Origin of the sequence: Pseudomonas lurida (genome assembly GCF_002563895.1) — a bacterium.
Classification (GTDB): Bacteria; Pseudomonadota; Gammaproteobacteria; order Pseudomonadales; family Pseudomonadaceae; genus Aquipseudomonas; species Aquipseudomonas lurida.
This window is the reverse complement of the sequence record NZ_PDJB01000001.1, coordinates 2,070,294-2,091,232: the sequence shown is the minus strand read 5'-3', so window position 1 is coordinate 2,091,232 and position 20,939 is coordinate 2,070,294. Positions and strand designations below refer to the sequence as shown.

General features: G+C 61.8%; 19 protein-coding genes, 4 tRNA genes and 1 pseudogene. 6 read left to right on the top strand and 18 right to left on the bottom strand.

The genetic code is table 11. The annotated features are described in order from the left end of the window. Positions 1 to 137 precede the first annotated feature (137 nt). Entirely contained in the window at positions 138 to 929 is a 792-nt protein-coding gene (locus ATH90_RS09640; RefSeq protein WP_098466151.1) for a helix-turn-helix transcriptional regulator, read from the top strand. A gap of 89 nt (positions 930 to 1,018) precedes the next feature. On the opposite strand, the gene ATH90_RS09635 is transcribed toward ATH90_RS09640, so the two are convergent. The 4 genes from ATH90_RS09635 to ATH90_RS09620 all read right to left on the bottom strand — a co-directional run bounded on the left by ATH90_RS09635 (position 1,019) and on the right by ATH90_RS09620 (position 1,433). Beyond that, a tRNA-Gly gene (locus tag ATH90_RS09635) sits at positions 1,019 to 1,094 on the bottom strand. Positions 1,095 to 1,097: 3 nt separating this feature from the next. After that, positions 1,098 to 1,173: transfer RNA gene (locus ATH90_RS09630), tRNA-Glu, on the bottom strand. Between the two features lie 104 nt (positions 1,174 to 1,277). Next, positions 1,278 to 1,353, bottom strand: a tRNA-Gly gene (locus ATH90_RS09625). A gap of 4 nt (positions 1,354 to 1,357) precedes the next feature. Continuing rightward, positions 1,358 to 1,433: transfer RNA gene (locus ATH90_RS09620), tRNA-Glu, on the bottom strand. Positions 1,434 to 1,792: 359 nt separating this feature from the next. On the opposite strand from ATH90_RS09620, the gene ATH90_RS09615 reads away from it, so the two are divergent. Both ATH90_RS09615 and ATH90_RS09610 read left to right on the top strand, forming a co-directional pair. Further along, positions 1,793 to 2,563, top strand: a complete 771-nt coding sequence (locus tag ATH90_RS09615; RefSeq protein ID WP_098466150.1) for a hypothetical protein — start codon at positions 1,793 to 1,795, stop codon at positions 2,561 to 2,563. A gap of 474 nt (positions 2,564 to 3,037) precedes the next feature. Beyond that, the gene (locus ATH90_RS09610; RefSeq protein WP_034106540.1) at positions 3,038 to 3,850 is read left to right on the top strand and encodes an alpha/beta fold hydrolase; all 813 of its coding nucleotides are present in this window, start codon (positions 3,038 to 3,040) and stop codon (positions 3,848 to 3,850) included. A 36-nt stretch (positions 3,851 to 3,886) separates the two neighbouring features. On the opposite strand, the gene ATH90_RS29895 is transcribed toward ATH90_RS09610, so the two are convergent. From ATH90_RS29895 to ATH90_RS09595, 4 genes and pseudogenes are all read right to left on the bottom strand, one after another. Then, positions 3,887 to 4,729, bottom strand: a complete 843-nt coding sequence (locus tag ATH90_RS29895) for a methyl-accepting chemotaxis protein (protein WP_420884286.1) — start codon at positions 4,727 to 4,729, stop codon at positions 3,887 to 3,889. Positions 4,730 to 4,744: 15 nt separating this feature from the next. Continuing rightward, a pseudogene (locus ATH90_RS29890) lies at positions 4,745 to 4,945 on the bottom strand (HAMP domain-containing protein); the annotation flags it as partial. 1,023 nt (positions 4,946 to 5,968) lie between these two features. Then, positions 5,969 to 7,381, bottom strand: a complete 1,413-nt coding sequence (locus ATH90_RS09600; protein ID WP_098466148.1) for an aminotransferase-like domain-containing protein — start codon at positions 7,379 to 7,381, stop codon at positions 5,969 to 5,971. Between the two features lie 203 nt (positions 7,382 to 7,584). Continuing rightward, a complete protein-coding gene (locus ATH90_RS09595; protein ID WP_034106546.1) occupies positions 7,585 to 8,346 on the bottom strand; it encodes an SDR family oxidoreductase in 762 nt (253 codons plus the stop codon). 228 nt (positions 8,347 to 8,574) lie between these two features. Here ATH90_RS09595 and ATH90_RS09590 point away from each other — a divergent pair, with 228 nt between their 5' ends. Then, positions 8,575 to 9,582: an NADP-dependent oxidoreductase gene (locus ATH90_RS09590; protein WP_098466147.1), complete on the top strand. Its 1,008-nt coding sequence runs from the start codon at positions 8,575 to 8,577 to the stop codon at positions 9,580 to 9,582. A 641-nt stretch (positions 9,583 to 10,223) separates the two neighbouring features. Here ATH90_RS09590 and pyrF read toward each other — a convergent pair. Then, a complete protein-coding gene (gene pyrF, locus ATH90_RS09585; RefSeq protein WP_010211681.1) occupies positions 10,224 to 10,922 on the bottom strand; it encodes an orotidine-5'-phosphate decarboxylase in 699 nt (232 codons plus the stop codon). Between the two features lie 260 nt (positions 10,923 to 11,182). On the opposite strand from pyrF, the gene ATH90_RS09580 reads away from it, so the two are divergent. After that, entirely contained in the window at positions 11,183 to 11,947 is a 765-nt protein-coding gene (locus tag ATH90_RS09580; protein ID WP_034102988.1) for a response regulator, read from the top strand. Then, the gene (locus tag ATH90_RS09575; RefSeq protein ID WP_098466146.1) at positions 11,947 to 12,987 is read left to right on the top strand and encodes a sensor histidine kinase; all 1,041 of its coding nucleotides are present in this window, start codon (positions 11,947 to 11,949) and stop codon (positions 12,985 to 12,987) included. Before ATH90_RS09580 ends, ATH90_RS09575 begins: the two co-directional genes overlap by 1 nt. Before the next feature lie 33 nt (positions 12,988 to 13,020). Here ATH90_RS09575 and ATH90_RS09570 read toward each other — a convergent pair whose 3' ends face one another. The 9 genes from ATH90_RS09570 to ATH90_RS09530 form a co-directional block, all read right to left on the bottom strand. Next, a complete protein-coding gene (locus ATH90_RS09570; RefSeq protein WP_034102983.1) occupies positions 13,021 to 14,082 on the bottom strand; it encodes an AI-2E family transporter in 1,062 nt (353 codons plus the stop codon). A 72-nt stretch (positions 14,083 to 14,154) separates the two neighbouring features. Then, entirely contained in the window at positions 14,155 to 14,973 is an 819-nt protein-coding gene (locus ATH90_RS09565; protein ID WP_098466145.1) for a DUF4892 domain-containing protein, read from the bottom strand. A gap of 102 nt (positions 14,974 to 15,075) precedes the next feature. Next, the gene (locus ATH90_RS09560; protein ID WP_034102979.1) at positions 15,076 to 15,930 is read right to left on the bottom strand and encodes an alpha/beta hydrolase; all 855 of its coding nucleotides are present in this window, start codon (positions 15,928 to 15,930) and stop codon (positions 15,076 to 15,078) included. Next, positions 15,927 to 16,730, bottom strand: coding sequence for an alpha/beta fold hydrolase (locus ATH90_RS09555; protein ID WP_034102977.1), 804 nt, complete (start codon positions 16,728 to 16,730; stop codon positions 15,927 to 15,929). The genes ATH90_RS09560 and ATH90_RS09555 overlap by 4 nt, the downstream gene beginning before the upstream one ends. Positions 16,731 to 16,827: 97 nt before the next feature. After that, the gene (locus ATH90_RS09550; RefSeq protein WP_034102975.1) at positions 16,828 to 17,271 is read right to left on the bottom strand and encodes a hotdog fold thioesterase; all 444 of its coding nucleotides are present in this window, start codon (positions 17,269 to 17,271) and stop codon (positions 16,828 to 16,830) included. A gap of 30 nt (positions 17,272 to 17,301) precedes the next feature. Continuing rightward, positions 17,302 to 18,951, bottom strand: coding sequence for an AMP-binding protein (locus ATH90_RS09545; RefSeq protein WP_098466144.1), 1,650 nt, complete (start codon positions 18,949 to 18,951; stop codon positions 17,302 to 17,304). An 85-nt stretch (positions 18,952 to 19,036) separates the two neighbouring features. Continuing rightward, positions 19,037 to 19,486, bottom strand: coding sequence for a phosphohistidine phosphatase SixA (gene sixA, locus ATH90_RS09540; RefSeq protein WP_098466143.1), 450 nt, complete (start codon positions 19,484 to 19,486; stop codon positions 19,037 to 19,039). Then, positions 19,483 to 19,830, bottom strand: a complete 348-nt coding sequence (locus tag ATH90_RS09535) for a DUF4389 domain-containing protein (RefSeq protein ID WP_034102968.1) — start codon at positions 19,828 to 19,830, stop codon at positions 19,483 to 19,485. The genes sixA and ATH90_RS09535 overlap by 4 nt, the downstream gene beginning before the upstream one ends. A gap of 10 nt (positions 19,831 to 19,840) precedes the next feature. Continuing rightward, complete coding sequence (locus ATH90_RS09530) at positions 19,841 to 20,866, bottom strand: NAD(P)H-dependent glycerol-3-phosphate dehydrogenase (protein WP_034102966.1); 1,026 nt, start codon at positions 20,864 to 20,866, stop codon at positions 19,841 to 19,843. Between the last annotated feature and the right edge of the window lie 73 nt (positions 20,867 to 20,939).

Sequence of the window (20,939 nt, the reverse complement as noted above, 5' to 3'; positions counted from 1 at the left end):
AGCTATCCTTGTCAAAAACGACAGGCCATCATGGCCTTCATCCACTGGGGGGTGAATATACTCGGCACGTCCGATTAGTAAATACCTAGAAGTACTTAGCTCAACGCCAGGAATACCTAACCCTAAAGAGGTAGTAAATGTCGCTCGACCTTCATAACCTCGCCTGGCACCGGTCGGCCGGGACGCTGATCATGCAGCTGAACCGCCCAGCCTTCTGGGGCTCACTGGTCCGCGTGTTAAAGGAATATGTCCAGATCGACAACTGGGTCGTGCTGATCTTCAGTGATCAGCAGGTACGGGTCATCAGCATGACCGAAGTCGCCGATGCGGAAGAAGTGGACGCCCTGATCCAGCGCTATTTAAAAGGTCTGTACCTGCTCGACCCGTTCTACATTGCCAACCGGGAAAACCCGCAGAGTGGTTTTTTTCACCTGTCCGACATTGCGCCGGAGCACTTCCTGACCACCGAGTATTACCACCAGTATTTCGCCCAGTACGTCAGCGTGGATGAGGTGCAATACAACGTACAACTCGACGCCGACAGGACGCTGTGTATTTCATTGGGCAGCAACGTGCGGTACAGCCCGCAGCAGATCACGATGCTGGACATCATCAAGCCTTGGGTGATGGCATTGATGCATCAACGCATGTGCTTTGAAAGTGACGCGGAAAAAAGCCAGGCCGAGCCGCCGCCATGGTCAGAAGCGATCGCGCAACTCGGCGCACTCATCACAGCGCGTGAAAAAGATGTGCTCAGGCTGCTATTAAGTGGTTTTTCCAACAAAGAGATCGCCGGCAAATTGAAACTGTCGACAGAGACCATAAAAGTCCACCGTCGCAACCTCTACAACAAACTGAGCATCAAGTCTCAATCCGAGTTGTTTGCGCGGTTTTTCATGCACGGGCAGGACGCCCTGGCAACGCATTAAGCGGCGCCGCAGCGAGCCTGCGGCGTTTCCCCACAAATCACGCACACACAAAAACGCCGATCATTGCTGATCGGCGTTTTCGTTGAATATGGAGCGGGAAACGAGACTCGAACTCGCGACCCCGACCTTGGCAAGGTCGTGCTCTACCAACTGAGCTATTCCCGCAAATGGCGTCCCCTAGGGGACTCGAACCCCTGTTACCGCCGTGAAAGGGCGGTGTCCTAGGCCACTAGACGAAGGGGACACACAACTGAAACACATGGTGTGTATTTCAGTGTCCAGGGATTAAATCCGAAGATTATGCCCTGGTTTCACTCAGTGTCGCCCGAGGGCCACACTGCTTAAATTTGGAGCGGGAAACGAGACTCGAACTCGCGACCCCGACCTTGGCAAGGTCGTGCTCTACCAACTGAGCTATTCCCGCATAATGGCGTCCCCTAGGGGACTCGAACCCCTGTTACCGCCGTGAAAGGGCGGTGTCCTAGGCCACTAGACGAAGGGGACACACGTACAACATTCACTCCCTACCGCGTTTCGCTGTGTGCTTTACGCTGTAAGTGGCGCGCATTCTATGGATGGATTGAAAGGTCGTCAACCCCCAAGGATAAATTTATTTAAATCAATGACTTCGCCCTGCTTTACGGGCTTGCGGGGGGATTGTGCCCGTCCGGGCTTTGACGCCTATATTCTGGCGCCCGACAAGACGCTATAGTTCGTTCCGGCAAATGATGGCAATGTGCACCTACCCAGGCAACGCCTACCTATATAGAAGCGCACTGCCTGGGCAACTGGTCGATCAGTCCTATCCGCCGGAAGGCCCAGTCACTACACTCCACTGTAAACCCTATAAAGAGGTCACACCGGTGACACCACTCATGATCACCCTGCTGGTAATAGCCGGGATCGCAATACTGATCGCCATTGGCTACATGAACCACGTGGTGGAAAACAACAAGCTGGAAAAGAAGCGCACCGAGATCGAGTTAAACGATCGCCTGCGCCGTTGCGGTGAAATCACCGAGACCTTTCCCGGCCAGTTGATGACCCCGGCGCTCAAACTGTTGCTGACCCGCCTGGAGCTCAACGTCAACCAGCGCCTGTTGAACCTCAATAAAGGCAGTGCGCCGATCAAGGCCCGCATCACCGAGCTGAATACGCTGGTGGCCCAGGGCGAATCGATCCCGGTGAACAACCCGCCCGCGCCGATCCAGACCGAAGCCAAGGCCAAGGACGTGCGTTTCTTGCTTGAAGCCCTGCATGGCCAGGTCACCCGTGCTGCCCAGGACGGCTTCCTGCCGGCCAATGAGGCCAAGCACTGGATCAGGGAAATCCGCCATATCCTGGTGTTGCTGCATATCGAGTTCTTCAACAACCTCGGCCAGCACGCGCTGCAACAAGGCCAACCCGGCCAGGCGCGCCTGGCCTTCGAACGTGGCGTGCAGTATCTGCGCAAACAGCCGGAGCCGGTGATCTACAGCGCACAGCTGCAGCAGTTGGAAAGCCAACTGGCCCGCGCCAACTCAACAGTGCTGACCAACAGCAAGCCGGCCGAAGACGAGGTCAACGAGCTGACCGAAGGCCTCAAGGTGGTCGACGCCGACGCCGAGTGGAAGAAGAAGGTCATCTACGACTGATGCCCCTCCTGTACACAGGTACCTACACAACACTTTAGCGACCAACGCTAACTGCGATGCGAACCGAGCCGACCTTGATCGAGCTTTTGATCTTGCTTCTGATCTGAGCCGCCCCATCAAACGCGCTGGTCGGAATTCCGGGCTCTTTTCCAAAAGTGACCCGCTGTAAGAGTGGAACCCATCGCAGCCGTTACCGCAGAAATGGATAGGTACCCGGCCTGATCCAACCTCCAGGTCGGCTGCCAGGCCGCTTTCACGAGCAGGCCAGCTCCCACCGTTGGATCGCGGGGTGACAGTTAGACAGTGGTTGGCTGTCAGGTCGCCGGAGGGAGCACGCTCCCTCGCCACAGGCAAAGCACCGTACCCGGCGCGGTGTAGCCCCCAGTTCGCTACATGCCATCACTTTGCATCTATCCCCCCGCCCCCGACTAGCGTACAAAAGTGCCCCTAACTCCATGAAGTCAGAGGCCTGCTATGCCTGTCGCCGTCATTGATGGACAACCGCTGCACTACGTCGACCAGGGCTGCGGCCCCGTCGTCCTGCTGGGTTCAAGCTACCTGTGGGGCGCCGATATGTGGGCGCCGCAGATCGAAGCCCTGTCGCAACAGTACCGCGTCATCGTTCCCGAACTGTGGGGCCATGGCGAATCCGGTCCGTTGCCCGCGCAAACGCACGCCCTCGACGACCTGGCGCGCCAGGCCCTGGCCTTGCTGGACCAGTTGGATATCCCCCAGATCAACCTGGTGGGGCTCTCCGTGGGTGGCATGTGGGGCGCACGCCTGGCGTTGCTGGCACCGCAGCGGATCAACAGCCTGGTACTGATGGACACTTACCTGGGTGCCGAGCCCGAGGCCACGCGCCAGTACTATTTCTCGCTGTTCAAGATGATCGAAGACGCCGGCGCCATCCCCGAGCCCTTGCTGGATGTGGTCGCACCGATTTTCTTCCGCCCGGATATCGACCGAGAATCAGCGCTGTACCAGGATTTTCGCTCGCAATTGCAGGGCTATTCCAAAGAGCGCCTGCTGCACAGCATCGTGCCCCTGGGTCGGTTGATCTTCAGTCGCGAGGATGTGCTGGAGCAATTGCCACGCCTGGACGCCGACACCACGCTGGTGATGTGCGGCGAACAAGACAAACCGCGCCCGCCCGTCGAATCAGAGGAAATGGCCGGCCTGATTGGCTGCAGCGTGATCCTGATCCCGCAAGCGGGCCATATCAGCGCAAGGGAAAACCCGGACTTCGTCAACGAAGCGCTGCTGACCTTCCTCGCCAACAACGCCTGACCGCCCTCCCCTGTGGTCGCTGCGTCAACGCCGCGATCACAGGCGGAAGTGCCCTACCATGCCCTTGAGCTCCGCGCCCAACTGCGCCAGTTGAATACTCGACGCGGCGTTGCCCTGCATGCTTAGCGCCGATTGATCGGCACTGGCGCGGATACTGGTGACACTGCGGTTGATCTCTTCGGCCACCGAGCTTTGCTGCTCGGCCGCAGCGGCAATCTGCTGGTTCATCTGCTGGATCAACGATACCGCCACTGCGATGCTGCCCAAGGCGCTCTCGGTTTCCAGCGCATCGCTGACCGCCAGCTTCACCAGCTCACCGCTCTGCTGGATCTGCTGCACCGATGACTGGGCCGCGCTGCGCAAGGTACTGACCAGGCGCTCGATTTCCTCGGTGGATTGCTGGGTGCGCTTGGCCAGGGCCCGCACTTCATCGGCCACCACCGCAAAGCCGCGCCCCTGCTCTCCGGCGCGTGCGGCTTCGATGGCAGCGTTGAGGGCCAGCAGGTTGGTCTGTTCGGCCACGCTTTTGATCACACTCAACACGGTGCCGATATGCTGGATTTCTGCGCTCAGGCTCTCGATGCTGGCGCTGGCACTGGTGCTGGAGGTGGCGAGCAATTCAATGCGCTGCAGGCTCTGGCGCACCACTTGCTGGCCGCTGTCGACTCTGTCATCCGCCGTCTGTGCGGCTTGCGCGGCCTCTTCGGCGTTGCGCGCCACGTCGTGCACGGTGGCGGTCATCTGGTTCATCGCCGTGGCGACCTGTTCGGTTTCTTCTTTCTGGCTGCTGACTTCGACATTGGTCTGCTCGGTGACGCTGGACAATGAATGCGCCGAGCTGGCCAGTTGCTCGATACCGGCTTGCAGGCCGCTGACCATCTGGCTCAACCCGTTGCCCATCTGTTGCATCGCCTGCATCAGTTGGCCGATTTCATCGCGACGGCTGACCTCCATGCGCCCGCTCAAGTCGCCGGCGGCAATCTGCTGGGCCACGGCGATCACACTGCGCAGCGGCGCAACGATCAGCCGGGTAATCACCCAGGCCGCGATCAACCCCACCAGCAGCGCCAGGGCCGAAGAGCCGATGATCAGCATTGCGCTTTTCTTCAACTGCGCCTGCATCGACTGGTCTTCGGCGTCATAAGCCTGGTTGACCCGGCTCACCACCTGGTCTGCCCGATCATGCAACTGCTTGTAGACCACTTTCTCCTGGGCCAGCAGGCCGGTGTACTCACCGAGCTTTTCACTGAACGCGGCGATATGCCCAGCCACTTCGTTAAGCACGGTCTGGTAGCCGGGGTCCTTGACCGAGGTCTTCAGTTGCTCCACCTGGGCCAGGGCCTGGTCGGCCTGCTCGATCTTGCCCTGTTCGGTTTCTTCCTCACTCGCCTTGCGGCTCTGGTCCAGGCGTACCCGCGCTTCGTTCATGGCTTGCAGCATCAGGCGCGACACCTGGCTGACCTGCCCGGCCTGCTCGATAAACTCGGCCCCCTCCTTGCCCTGGCTTTCCTTGAGGCCATAGGCGCCGTCGTCCGCCAACCCGGCCTGCAATACGTCGAGGTTATTGGCCACGCTGGACACAGACCAACTGGCCATTTCCAACGCCAGGTCCTTGGTCTGGGTCAATTCGACGAACTCATCGAATGCCTTGCGGTAGGCGGCCAGGGCCTGTTCGACATCCGTCATGACCGGCACGTTGGCCGCCGACTGGGCCTTGAGGCTGGCGGCGAGAGCGGCCAAGGCATCGACACTCTCATGCAGGGCGTCAACGGCCTTGGGGTCGGCATGCAACGCGTAGTCCTGCTCGATCAGGCGCACCTTGAGCAGGCCACTGTTGAGCGACGACATGGTCTTGAGCCCTTCGAAGCGCTGGCCAACGGTTTGCAGGGACCACACGCCGATAGCCGCGACCAAGGCCGTCAACAGCAGCACCAGGGTGAAGCCCAAGCCCAGTTTTTTTGCCATACCGAGGTTGGCGAAGCGTCGTTGCACGGCCGAAATCATTGCACTTGAATCCTCTTGCAATGGCAGATGCCATCAAGCCCGGTTTATACAAGCGAGATTCGCAACCACAAGGCACTGAACACAAGTCGTTGGCGCCACAATAATGGCAAAAAGCTACACCCTCGTCGTTTTCAGAATGGTCGAGGTCGATCTGACGGGTCCCATGGCTCGGAAAAACGCCAAGGCGCGTTGATCAGCAGCATAGGCCACATTGATGCGCAGCCACTCACTGGGCTCGCTGGTCGGGCTGAACAGTGCCCCCGGCGACAATAAAACGCCGAGCCGCCGGGCGCACGCCTGCAACCGCGACCGATCCCCAGCCCCCGGCCGCGCCCACAGGAACATCCCGCCAGCGGGCGTGGCGAACACCTCCCACTCCTCATCTTCGAGCACCTGCAACGTGGCGGCCATTTGCGTACTCAGCCGCTTGCGCAGACGCTGCACCCATTTGCGGTAGGTGCCATTCGCCAGAAGCGTGGCCACCACGGCCTCGGCAAACCGCGAGGTGCCAAAGCCGGTCAAGGTCTTGAGGCAGGTCAACTGCGCGATGATCGCCGTGCTGGCGCTCAGATACCCCACGCGCAAGGCGCTGCTCAGGGTCTTGGAAAAGCTCGCGACGTAAATCACCCGGTCATCATGGGGCAGTGCCGAAAGCCGCGTGCAACTGGCATGTTGCAAGTCGCCGAAAACATCTTCTTCGATGATCAGGAAGTTTTCGCGACGCGCCAGCTCCAGCAAACGCTCGGCCACCGCGCGGCACAAACTCGAGCCGGTGGGGTTGTGGTACAGGCTGTTGATGAACAGGCACTTGGGCCGATGCTGCCGCAGCAGCGTTTCCAACGCCGGGATGTCCGGACCACCGCGCGTACGCGGTACTTCCAGCAGTTGCACACCGTGGAACGCCAGTTGCCGATAGAGGTTGCCGTACCCTGGTGTTTCCACCACCACGCAATCACCGGCCTTGAGCAGTGTGCGTATCAGCAGGTCCTGGGCATGGCTGGCGCCGGCCGTCGTGAGGATACGGTCAAGGTTGGTGGCGATGTGGGTCTGGGTCAGGCGCTTGAGCAATTGCTCGCGCAACGCCGGCAGACCCAACGGGGTGCTGTAGTTGAACAGGCCCGCCGTGTCGGTACGGGTGACTTCGCGAATCGCGTAGCTGATGTCATCGCTTTCGCGCCAGGCATCCGGCAACCAGCCGCAGCCCAGTTTCAGCTCGCCCAATGGGTTATCGGCGAAGGCTCCCCAGTCTCGCTCGGCACCTTCGTACCACTGGCTTTCATGCGGCGTCGGCGGCTGGGCCACGCTGAAACCTGCCCCCGGTTTGGAAACCAACATGCCCTGAGCGACCATTCGCTCGAATGCCTCAATCACGCTGGACTGGCTGAGCAGGTTATCGAGGGCCACCTGTCGAACGGACGGTAAGCGTGTGCCAGGGCTCGCCCCGCTCGTGCGAATCCATTGCGCCACTGCGCTGATGATCTGCTGAACCACCGGTACAAGGGCTTGTCGATCGATCCCTAAATCCATGCGCCACTCACTTCAACTGTCTGTTATTCAACCCTGGACAGTTAAGCACAGAAGCCCCCGAAGACCGCTTGCCAAGTTTTATTAAAGTATTGATTTTATTGAGTTATTTACCTGCTGATACACATTCTGACAGGGCACACTGCCAGCTGTGGAAACGCCCCACAGTCCCCCAAACCTTTTCGATTGGAGGACAACCTGAGGTCCTAGATAGCCGTCGCACCGCCATCTACCGCCAAGGCTTGGCCCGTGGTAAAGGCCGCACCATCGCTGCACAGGTACAGCACCGCACTGGCAATTTCCTCGACCTTGCCAATGCGCCCGACCGGGTGCATGGCGGCGGCAAATTCGGCCTTGCGTGGGTCGGCTTCGTAGGCACGCCGGAACATATCGGTATCGATCACGGCCGGGCAGACAGCGTTGACGCGGATTTTCTTCTTCGCATACTCGATGGCCGCCGATTTGGTCAGGCCGATCACCGCATGCTTGGACGCCGCATAAATGCTCATTTTCGGCGCCGCGCCCAAACCCGCGACCGACGCAGTGTTGACGATCGCCCCGCCGCCCTGCGCGAGCAGCAGCGGCAATTGGTGCTTCATGCACAACCACACGCCTTTGACGTTGACGCCCATGATCGCGTCGAACTCATCCAGGCTGCCGTCCGCCAGCTTGCCCTTCTCGATCTCGATCCCGGCGTTATTGAAGGCGTAGTCCAGGCGGCCATAAGCGTCGATGGTCTGGGCCATCAATTGCTGCACATCCGCCTCGAGCGTGACGTTGCAACGAACGAACAGCGCCTCACCGCCAGCCTGATGGATCAATGCGACGGTGCCTTCGCCGCCCGCGACATCCAGGTCGGCAACCACTACTTTCAAACCTTCGGCGGCGAAGGCCAACGCGGTGGCGCGGCCAATACCGGCGGCGGCGCCGGTTACCAGGGCGACCTGGCCGGAAAACGTCATGCTCATGGAGGATGTCCTGTGGGGAAAATAACCGTGGGTCGAGTCTAGCCAACGCAGCATGGGGCGCGTCAGCACTATCAGAAGGCCGTGTGAGGCTGCATGAATCGCAGTGATAAGAGCCACGGCACAACTATCAGCAGCGCCTATCGGGCGGCATTCGCGCCTTCTGTGAACCTTGCTCACAGCCCGCTCAAGGTCTATCACTTCAGGTTCATTTCCAGAAGAGTCGCTGCCATGACCGCCCAGACCAATCGCCAATTCCTGCTCGCCAAGCGCCCGGTCGGCGCGGCCACCCGGGAAACCTTCACCTATCAGGAAGTGCCGGTGGGCACGCCCCAGGACGGCCAGGTGCTGGTGCGCAACGAATATCTGTCCCTCGACCCGGCCATGCGTGGCTGGATGAATGAAGGTAAATCCTATATTCCGCCGGTCGGCATCGGTGAAGTGATGCGTGCCCTCGGCGTGGGCAAAGTGATTGCCTCGAACACTCCGAAGTTTGCGGTCGGGGACTACGTCAACGGCGCCTTGGGCGTGCAGGATTACTTCCTGGGCGAGCCACGGGGTTTCTACAAGGTTGATCCGAAACTGGCACCCCTGCCCCGTTACCTGTCTGCCCTGGGCATGACCGGCATGACCGCTTACTTCGCACTGCTGGACACCGGCGCGCCCAAGGCCGGCGAGACGGTGGTGATCTCCGGCGCAGCCGGTGCCGTGGGTAGCATTGCCGGGCAGATCGCCAAGATCAAGGGCTGCCGTGTAGTGGGTATTGCTGGCGGCGCAGACAAGTGCAAGTTCCTGGTGGATGAACTGGGCTTCGACGCGGCCATCGATTACAAAAGCGAAGACGTGCCCGCTGCGCTCAAGCGCGAGTGCCCGAAAGGTGTAGACGTGTATTTCGATAACGTCGGCGGCGATATTCTCGACGCGGTGCTCAGCCGCCTGGCGTTGAAGGCGCGCGTGGTGATCTGCGGCGCCATCAGCCAATACAACAACAAGGAAGCCGTGAAGGGCCCGGCCAACTACTTGTCACTGTTGGTCAATCGCGCGCGCATGGAAGGCTTCGTGGTGATGGATCACGCTGCCAACTTCGCCGCCGCCGGCCAGGAAATGGCCAGCTGGATGGCCCAGGGCAAGCTCAAGAGCAAAGAAGACATCGTTGAAGGGCTGGAGACGTTCCCGGAGACGTTGATGAAACTGTTCAACGGGGAAAACTTCGGCAAACTGGTGCTCAAAGTCAGCTGACACACTGCGCAACCAGCGCTAACCACGATGCGAAGCGAGCCGCTGTTGATCGTGATCTTGCTTTTGATCTCAGGCGCCCCATCAAACACGCTGGCCGGAATTCGACAGGGATTTGGGGGGTAAACCGGCAGGGATGCCGGTTTAGCCGCCCCGCGCCATGGAGGGCGCGGGGCGGCGGCCCCCCAAATCACTGTCGGATTACGGGCACACCGAGCCTAGGCGAGGTGCCGAGTGTTGGGGCAAGAGCCTTTTGGTTACTTTGGGGCTCTTTTCCAAAGTGACCCGCTGTAAGAGCGGAACCCATAGCAGCCGTTGCCTCAATAACGGATATGTACCCGGTCTGATCCAACATCCAGGTCGGCTGTCAGGCCGCCTTCGCGGGCAAGCCCGCTCCCACAGTTGGGACGCGGGGTGACAGGCAGAGAGTGGTTGGCTGTCAGGGCGCTTTCGCGAGCAAGCCCGCTCCCACATTTTTGAATCGTGGGGTGTCAGGCAGAGAGTGGTTGGCTGTCAGGGCGCCTTCGCGGGCAAGTCCGCTCCCACAGTTGGGACGCGGGGTGACAGTTAGACAGTGGTTGGCTGTCAGGCCGCCTTCGCGAGCAAGCCCGCTCCCACATTTTCTACAGTGTTCGCCTCAGGTTTCAGGCGATTTCGGCGACCACTGCCGCCAACGCCTTGGCCGGATCGGCCGCCTGGCTGATCGGACGGCCGATCACCAGGTAATCGGAACCCGCGTCCAGTGCCTGACGCGGAGTCAGGATGCGGCGCTGGTCATCTTGGGCGCTGCCCGCCGGGCGGATCCCCGGGGTCACCAGTTGCAGCGACGGGTGCGCAGTTTTCAGCGCCTGGGCTTCCAGCGCCGAGCACACCAGGCCATCAAGGCCGGCTTTCTGCGCCAGGGCTGCCAAGCGCAGCACCTGCTCCTGAGGCTCGATATCCAGGCCGATACCAGCCAGGTCTTCGCGCTCCATGCTGGTGAGCACGGTCACACCAATCAGCAGGGGTTTAGGCCCGCTGCGCTGCTCCAGCACTTCACGGCAGGCCGACATCATGCGCAGGCCACCGGAGCAGTGCACATTGACCATCCACACGCCCATTTCGGCAGCAGCCTTGACCGCCATGGCAGTGGTATTCGGGATATCGTGGAATTTCAGGTCGAGGAACACCTCGAAACCTTTGTCGCGCAGGGTGCCGACGATTTCCGCGGCGCAGCTGGTAAATAGCTCCTTGCCGACCTTGACCCGGCAAAGCTTCGGGTCCAACTGGTCAGCCAGCTTCAGTGCGGCGTCACGAGTGGGGTAATCCAGGGCGACGATGATAGGAGTCTGGCAGACGGACATTGGAATGGGCTCTCAGGCAAGTCGAAATCGGCGCGGATTGTAGCGCAAGCAGCGCCGTTGCGGGATCCGATGATCGGTAAATACTGACCAAGCGCCATTAGGCGGGCGTTTTCGGGCAATTATTTCAAAGCTGATACATTCACGACATGCCCCCAACACGCCCCACGGCTAGCCTCGCCCGCACGACCCACCGAGCAGCACTTCCAGCCATGGGGCTGGGCGCCTATGCTGACCGCAACAACAGGGCAGATGATCGCATTATGCATACCCCTCCCGTCTCCATGAACGACGAGCAAAAAGGCGCGGTGATCGCCGATGACAAGCGTTGGAACACCCGCGCGCTGATCGTCGACGACGATGTGCCGATCCGCGAACTGCTGATCGACTACCTCGCGCGCTTCGGCATTCTCGCCACAGGCGTCACCGACGGCACCGCCATGCGCCAGGCCATGCAGGCTGAAACCTTTGACGTGGTGGTGCTCGACCTGATGCTGCCGGGCGAGGATGGCCTGTCGCTGTGCCGCTGGTTGCGTGCGGAATCGGACATCCCGATCCTGATGCTCACCGCCCGCTGCGAACCCACCGACCGCATCATCGGCCTGGAACTGGGCGCCGACGACTACATGTCCAAGCCCTTCGAACCGCGTGAACTGGTCGCGCGTATCCAGACCATCCTGCGCCGCGTGCGCGATGACCGCACCGAACAGCGCGCCAATATCCGCTTCGACAACTGGCGCCTCAACAGCGTGCTGCGCCAACTGGTGGCCGACGATGGCCTGGTGGTGCCGCTGTCCAACGCGGAATTCCGCTTGCTATGGGTGTTTATCGAGCGCCCGCGCCGGGTGTTGAGCCGCGAGCAATTGCTGGATGCGGCACGTGGCCGCTCCATCGAAGCCTTTGATCGCAGCATCGACTTGCTGGTCTCGCGCCTGCGGCAAAAACTCGGGGATGACCCCAAGGCACCGCAACTGATCAAGACCGTACGCGGTGAAGGCTACCTGTTCGACGCCCGGGATATCGGCTGATGCGCAACGCCTTCAACACGCTGTTCGGTCGACTGTTTGGCGTGTTGTTGGTGGCCATTGTCCTGGCCCACGTGCTGGCGATCTCCTGGTTTCGCTATTACGGCCCGCCCCCTCCACCACCGCCTCAGGAAGTGTTCGTCGAGCAGCCGGACGGCTCCATGAAGCCACTGCATAAAGAGCACCGCCGCCCCTGGTTCGGTGGCCCAGTGGTGCCGCTGACGTTCCAGTTCATCTCGCTGATCATCGCGGCCTGGTATGGCGCCAAGTTGCTGAGCCGGCCGATCCAGCGCCTGAGTGAAGCCGCTGAGCGCTTGAGCCTGGACCTCGACAGCCCGCCCCTGGACGAGTCGGGGCCACAGGAGGCACGGCAGGCGGCATCGACCTTCAACCTGATGCAACGGCGTATCCGCGAGCAGGTCAGCCAGCGTGCGCGCATGCTCGGTGCGGTTTCCCATGACCTGCGCACCCCGCTGTCACGCCTCAAGCTGCGCCTGGAACAAATCGAAGACACCAAGCTGCAGGGCCAGATGCGGCAGGACCTGGACGACATGATCGGCATGCTCGACGCCACCTTGAGCTACCTGCACGAACAACGCACCGGCGAAACCCGGCATTGGCTGGACGTGCAAGCGTTGGTCGAGTCGATGAGCGAAAACGCCCAGGACCAAGGCTCCGATGTGCAATCTTCCGGCACCTGCGCGCCACTGCAAGTGCAGCCCATGGCCTTGCGTTCGTGCCTCAATAACCTGATCGACAACGCCTTGCGCTATGCCGGCACGGCGCGCATCGAGCTGACGGACAGCCGCGAAGCGTTGATCATCCGCGTGATCGACCACGGCCCCGGCATCGCCGCCGACAAGCGTGAGGCCGTGTTCGAGCCGTTCTATCGGCTGGAGGGGTCACGCAATCGCAACTCCGGCGGCGTCGGCCTGGGCATGACGATTTCCAAGGAAGCGGCCGAACGCCTCGGCGGTCGACTGGAGTTGGAGGAAACACCAGGCGGTGGCTTGACTGCGGTGATGTGGCTGCCAAGGACCTGAGTGCCAACCCCCACATTAGCCCTCACATAACAGTTACAGCGGCTTGTCTTCGCGGCGCCCCTGGGCCTGGGTCGCACTCCAATCCATCAGCAGGCTGTAGGCCACCGCCAGCAAGGTCGGGCCGATGAACAAACCGATAAAACCAAAGGCAATCAAGCCGCCGAACACCCCGAGCAGCACGATCACCAGCGGCAGGTTGCCGCCTCGGCTGATCAGGTAAGGTTTGAGCACGTTGTCTACGCCACTGATGATGAACGTGCCCCACACACCGAGGAACACCGCATAGGTGTAATCGCCCTTCCAGGCCAGCCAGGCCGTGGCCGGGATCCACACCAGCGGCGGGCCCATGGGGATCAGGCTGAGCAGGAAGGTGACGATGCCCAGCACCAATGCACCCGGAACGCCAGCGATCAGGAAGCCGATCAGCGCCAGTAAGGCCTGGGCGGCGGCGGTGCCGATCACGCCATTGACCACCCTTTGTACCGTCCCCGCCACCAGTTCGATGTAGTAGCCGGCACGGTCACCGATCAAGCGCTCCAGCAGACGATGGACAAACATCGCCAGGCGCGGCCCGTCGCGATAGAAAAAGAACACGAAGACCAGGCTCAGGGTCAGTTCCAGGATGCCACCGCCGATCTGCGCACTGCGCGCCAGCAACCAATTGCCGACCTGCCCCAAGTACGGCTTGATGCTGACCATCAAGGCCGCGCCCTGCTGGTCGATGCTGTCCCACATCGCCACCAGCCGTTCGCCAACAAAGGGGATCGAACCCAACCAGGTGGGTGCCTCCGGCAGGCCATCGACCTGGATATCCTTGATCAAGGCCGTTGCATCGCGCACATGGTCCGCGAGGTTAAAGCCCAGCCACACCAGCGGCAGCGCCACCAGCAACATCCAGCACAACGTGAGGATGCCGGCTGCCAGGGATTCGCGCCCACCCAGCCAGCGGGTGAGCAGGACCATCAGCGGCCAACTGGCAAACGCCAGCACCGCGCCCCAGAACAGCGCCGACCAGAACGGCGCCATCACCCAGAAACTGGCACCGAACAGCACCAGCAGCAGGATTTGCACCAGCAGGCGATCGTTATTGAGCATGGGGTATCTCTGAAAAAAGGCTGTAGGAAGAGAGCTTAGGCGAACGGCGCGGGTCCGTTCGCCCTGTAACGGTCAGCGTATCAGATGCAGGTGCAGGCCTTTGGTTTCAGCGGTGCCGGTTCCCATGCGCGCGGCGCGTACGCCTTTGTCGACCAAGGCCTGGCGCCACGCTTCGGCGTTCGGGCCGGTCAAGCTTACGCGCAAGGTCGCGTCAAGGTTCAACCCGCGGGAAATCAGGGTCAGCCAGGTGTCGTCAGGGTCACCGCCGAGCGCGGGAAAATCCAGCTCACCGGTGCTTTTCAACTCACGCAGCAGGGTCGCCGAGGTGGGCAACAGGTTGCCCAGCGGCGCACTGGCATCCAGTTGCTCCACATGCAGGTAGGCGCGGCGATTGCCGCGGGTGATGCCGTACAGCGCCACCAGGGAGTTGTCCTGCGGGGCTGCCAGGCGCAGCAGCAGGTATTCCTGTTGGCCGTCGGCACCGACCAGCTTGGCGTTGCCGAATACTTCATTGGCCCACAGGCTGCTTTCGCCACAATCGCGGGCCTGGCACCAGAACAGCAACTGCGCGCCCTGCGCCTGCAACGCTTCGCGCGTTGCGGTAAACGCCGCGCTGGAGCTGTGTTCGGCGGGCAGTTCATAGGTAATGGCCGTGGCTTGCCCACGGGCGGTGGCCTGGCCTTCGTAACGCAGTTGGCCGCTGATCTTGCGAATCGCGCCCATGGGGTAGATGCGTTCCTTCTCTTCGGCCGGCCGGTAGTCGACGATCTGTGAGTCGACCTGCCGGGACACTGCAGGTAAATCCTGACTTCCCGGCACATCGGCGGCGAACACCAGGGGGCTGAAACAGCACAGCCCGAGGGCACGGAGACATCCTTTACGTAGGCTCATCGGATAAATAAGCCCTGGCCATCGGTGCGCACAGCGGTGTTGAGATGGTTCATGGTTGACTCCCTTTCAATCCGCCCAGCCTCGGCAGTTGACCGCCCCAAGTCAAGGCGCGGAGAAGAACCGATTGAAACAGTCTGCAACAAGGACCGCGCCGGACTCATCATTCAGGTGTAAATGATGGCCACCCGGCAGCGTAGTGACCGTAAAAGGTAGCTGAGAAAGCAATTCGGAATGTTTCGCCAGCATGCCCTCAGCGGCGACCACCAGTTGCGTAGGGCAACTCACTCGCCGCACGAAGGCCATGGCTTGCTCGTCGGTCAGACGCATCGGCGAAGCCAGGGTCAAGCGGCTGTCGGTACGCCAGGTGTAACCGCCAGGCACCGGCATCAAGCCCCGTTGGGCCAGCAGCTCTGCGGCTTCGCGGCTGACCGCCACCACGCCTTTCATGCGCGCCTCGACCGCTCGATCCAGGGTGTTGTAGACCGGCTTGCGTTTGTCCTGCAGGTTCAGCTGCGCCTGCAAGGCCATGCCCAGGCGCTCGGCAGCATTCTCGCCGCTGGCAGTCGGCGGGATCACACCGTCGATCAATCCCAGGTGCGTCACGCGCTCCGGCAACGCACCGGCCAACACCAGCGACACGATGGCGCCGAGGGAGTGGCCAAGTAATGCAAAACGTTTCCAGCCCAGTTGCTCGGCCACTTGCAGCACATCGAAGACGTAATCCCACAGCGCATAACCGGCGCCCGTAGGACGATGCGCCGAATGCCCATGCCCGGCCATGTCCAGTGCAACGATGCGCAAGCCCTGGAGCTTGGGCGCCAGTCGCGCAAAGCTGTTGGCGTTGTCAAGCCAGCCATGCAGGGCGATCACCGGCAAACCGTCTTCAGGGCCGAACAGATGGGCCGCCAGTTCGATATGCGGCAGGCCCAGGCGCACTTCTTCGACGGGTGTGCTCATGCGCAACTGCGCTCGCGGGCTTCCCAGCGGGAGAACAGGTTCTTGATCAACGTCGCGGTGTCCTGTGGGCGTTCGAGGGGGAACATGTGGCCGCCGGGCATGGTGAGCATTTCCCCCATGGGCAGGCGCCCGACACCACTGGCATGGTGACGCATCACCACCCGGCTCTGCCGGCCCCGCACCACCGCCAGCGGCACCTTCAACTGGCGCACCTGGCCGGGGCTGGTGTGGGGCACGCCCCGGTAGATGCTGATCTCGGTGGCCGGGTCGAAACGCAGCCGCAGGCGGTCACCCACCTGATGCAGCCCGTGTTGCAGGTAGGCGTCGAAGCATTCCGGGTCAAAACCACGGAACAGGGTCTTGCCAGCGAAGTAGCTGCGCGCGGCGTCCAGGTCGCTGAATTCTTCGCGACGGCCGAGGGTGCGGCCGGCCGGGGTCAGGCGGTCGATGAACCCGAAGCGCTTGGCTGCGCGGATCACCCAGCGGTCGGCGCGGGTCAGCACCGGAGAGTCGAGCATGACCACCCCGCGATACAACTGCGGGCAACGCATGGCTGCGTGCAGGTGCAGCACGCCACCGAGTGAATGGCCCACGCCCCACACCGGCTCCGGTTGCTGCTCCAGGTGATGGATCAGTTCGTCCACCAGGTTCTGCCAGTTATCGTCCACCGGAAAACGGGGGTCGTGACCGTGCTGCGGCAGGTGAGCCACCGCGTATTCCGGGGCCAGCGCGGCAAATAGCTTGCCGTAGGTGGCCGAGGGAAACCCATTGGCGTGGGCAAAAAACACGTGCTGCGACATACCGGACCCATCTAAAAAAACAGAGATTGATTGTCACCATGCCCGGCCGGCACAGCAATGACTGTAACTGCCAGGAATGATGACACTCACGCCACGCCTATCGCGCCGGTGGGTTCTCGCCCAGCGGCACCACGGCCATGGTCAGGCGCGAGACGCAACTGGCCTTGCCATCGTCGCTGGTCAAGCGGATGTCCCAGACCTGCGTGGTGCGACCGATATGAATCGCCTTGGCCACCGCCGTCACGCGCCCGCTGCGCACACCGCGCAAGTGGTTGGCGTTGACCTCCAGCCCTACGCAATAGAACTTGCTGGCGTCGATGCACAAGTAGGCCGCCATCGAGCCGACGCTCTCCGCCAGGACCACCGACGCACCGCCATGCAGCAAACCATAGGGCTGATGGGTACGGTGGTCGACCACCATGCTGGCGGTCAGGGAGTCATCGTCGAAGCTTTCAAAGCGGATATCCAGCAGTTCACCGATGGTGTTTTTCTGGATCGCATTGAGTTGATCGATATTCGGTTGGGTGCGCCACAGGCTCATGCCGTTGTCCTTTTTGGTTTTATGATGGTCCTAATCCTGCCACAGAACAGATTCGGAACGCTCGCTCCAGGCCTGGAATTGTGCACCGTAAGTCGATTCGATCACGTTGCGCTTGATCTTCAGGGTCGGGGTCAGGAAGCCGTTCTCTACCGCCCAGTTGTCTTTCACCACCACCAACTGGCGCAGGCGTTCATGTTTATCCAACGCCTGGTTGACCTGTTCCAACCAGCGTTCAAGGCTGCTGCGCAGCGCATGTGGGTCCTCGTGCACCGCCGACAGCACGCACAGGCCTATCGGTGCGGTGAGGCCATCGCCCACCACGCACACCTGCTCGATACACACATGTTCGGCCAGGCGGTTTTCAATCGGCGCCGGGGCCACATATTTGCCTTTGCTGGTCTTGAAGATTTCCTTGAGACGCCCGGTGAGACGCAGGCGGCCATCGGCATCCTGTTCGCCCTTGTCCCCTGTACGCAGGAAACCATCGGCGGTGATCGTCTCGGCGGTTTTCTGCGGGTCCTTGTAGTAGCCGAGCATGGTCGCACCACTGCGCACCTGGACTTCGCCCACGGGATCGATGCGGACTTCCACACCGGGGCATGGCAGGCCGATCCAGCCGAGGGTCTGCTGGCCGGGACGGCACACATGGGAGTAGCCGCAGCTCTCGGTCATGCCATACACCTCAAGCACGTCCAAGCCCAGGCGTTGATACCAGCTCAGCAGCGCTTCAGGCACGGGCGCCGCCCCGGACAGGGCGATACGCAATGCGTCCAGGCCCAGGCCGGCGAGCACCTTGTGGCCCACGCGCTTGCCGATGAAAGGCAGGCGCAGCAGCGTGTCCAGGCGCTTCGCCGGGATTTTGGCGTACACGCCCATCTGGAATTTGGTCCAGATACGCGGCACGCCAAACAGCGCGGTGGGACGTGCCCTGCGCAGATCGGCCAGAAACGTGTCCAGGCTTTCGGCAAAAAACACCGTTTGTCCCGTGTAGATCGCCGCCATTTCCACAAACATCCGCTCTGCCACATGACACAACGGCAGGTACGACAGCAGCCGGTCGCCCTCCCCCAACCCAAACAACTCGGTGCCACGGGTCGCCGCAAACCCCAGGGCGCCGAAGCTGTGCATCACGCCTTTGGGCAGGCCAGTGGTGCCGGAGGTATAGATGATCGTGGCCAGGTCCGCAGCGGCGGGCTGTGGCTCGTCCTGGATCGGTGAGCAGGCTTGCAGGTCGGCCCAACTGAAATCGAATGCGCCCGACGGGCACAACGGCAAGCTGACTGTCGGCACACTCGCCGGTACTCCGGGCGCCATGGCGCTCCAGTCGTCGAGTTTGCCGATAAACACCAGTGCCGCCTCGGAATGGGTGAGCACATGGGCGACGGAGTCGGCAGTGAGGTTGGGGTACAGCGGCACCGAGACATGCCCGGCCATCCAGATCGCCAGGTCGGCGATGATCCAGTGGGCGCAGTTCTTCGAGATCAGCGCAATATGAGAGCCCCGGGGCAACTCCCGGGCGCGCAGCCAGTGCGCGGCGCAACGCGCCTGGTGGCCGACGTCGCCCCATGTGAGGCGGTGCACTTCGCCACCGCCTACGGGTTGGACCAGAAAGGTTTGGCGCGGATGTCGCGCTTCACGTTCGAAGAAGACCTGCAACGGCAAACGAAAAGCGACGGGCATGGGACGCGCTCCTTTGTGGTCCGACGATAGCCAACCAAGCACTTGCTCGGTTGACTATATAGCACACACAAAGCAGCGAAAACGCCTACGGATTCTTCACACCGACCAGGCTCATCAGCCCCGCCAGCGGGAAATCCCCTTCCAGTTCCGCCAGGCTGGCGGTGTACATCGGCTGCGGCTGACGCTGATGGCCATGCTGCAGGAAGCTGATCAGGCTGCCCACCAACGGTTGATGGCTGACCAGCAGCACGTTGTCATCGCTGTCGAGTTTCTCCAGCACCTGCTGCGGGTTACCCTCGGGGGTCAGCCACGGCACCGTGCGAATATCCGGTTCGAAGCCCAATACCTCACGCACCAGGTGCGCGGTCTGCTGCGCTCGCACATAGGGGCTGGCGATGATGGCGCTGAGCGGCTGGCCGATCAGGTGCGCAGCACTGCGCAACACTTCGGCGCGGCCATGCTCAGTGAGGTTGCGCTCGGCATCCGTGCGCGCATGCCCTTCGGCCTCTCCGTGGCGCAGTACCCACAGCTTCACAGCTTCGGCTCTTCATCGCGCACCGGGTGCGGCGCCGGCGGCACGCTGTGGGCGGCTTCGCCCTCAGGCGCTCGCGGGGTTGGCCAGTCGGCGAACGGCCAGGGCTTCTGTTCGGTATGGAAGCTGCCGAAACGGCCGATCTGCGCGAGGAACTGGCTAAGACTGTCGCCCACGTTCATCAGGCCCAGGTTCGGTGCGCCGTAGACCAGGCGGTAGATCAGTTGCACCACCACCAGCGCACCAAGCAGGAACTGCGCCACCTGCCAGACCAGCGCGAACACCAGCATCCAAAGGATGCGCAGGGCAATGGATTCGTACGTGGGGGCTGCTTTGGGATCGTTCATGACGCGTTCCTCAGTTGAAACCACTGGTGGAAATAAAGTCGACATCGGTTTTGGGTTCGGCGCGCATCAGCAACTCGATGACCTGGTTCAAGGTGCGCCCTTCAAACAGAATCGCGTGCAGCCCGGCGACCAGCGGCATATAGACGCCGACCTCCTGAGCCTTGGCCTTGAGCACCTTGAGGGTGTTGACCCCTTCGGCCACTTCGCCCAGGCGCGTCACCGCGTCTTCCAGGCTCAGGCCCTGGCCCAGGGCGAACCCGACCTGGTAGTTGCGGCTCTTCGGCGAGGAGCAGGTGACGATCAAGTCGCCCACGCCCGCCAGCCCCAGGAAGGTCATCGGGTTGGCGCCCTGGTTCACCGCAAAGCGGGTCATCTCGGCCAAGGCACGGGTGATCAACATGCTTTTGGTGTTTTCGCCCATGCCCAGCGCCACGGCCATGCCGGCAATGATCGCGTAGACGTTCTTCAGCGCACCGCCCAGTTCTACGCCAAAGCGGTCGCTGCTGGCGTAGACCCGGAAGGTGCGGCCATGCAGCACGGCCTGGACACGTTCACAGAGTGCTTCGTCTTCACTGGCGACCACCGTGGCGGTCAGCGCGTGCTCGGCGACTTCCCGTGCCAGGTTCGGCCCGGACAGCACGCCAATGCGCGCCAGGGGCGCGATCTCTTCAAGGATTTCACTCATCAGCTTGAAGGTCTGCGGCTCGATGCCCTTGGTCAGGCTGACCAGCAGCTTGCCCGCCAAACGTTCGGCGTGGGGCGCCAGCACCGAGCGCAAGGCACTGGAGGGCAACGCGACGAAGCACAGGTCGCAGGCCGTGAGGGTTTCCAGCAGGTCCGTCACGGGTTCGACCGCGGGATGAATCTTGATGCCTTTGAGGTAACGCGGATTTTCCCGGTGCACCCGAATGGCCTCGGCTTGTTCGGGGTCGCGCATCCACTGGCGCACAGCGTGGCCGTTCTCGGCCAGCAGGTTTGCCACGGCGGTACCAAAACTTCCGCCTCCCAGGACCGCGATAGGGCGCTGTTCAGTCATATGCAATCCGTTAATCCATACCAGTGGCGATGGCGGCATTATACGGGCCGACCCGCTTGCGGCCAGCCCCCGA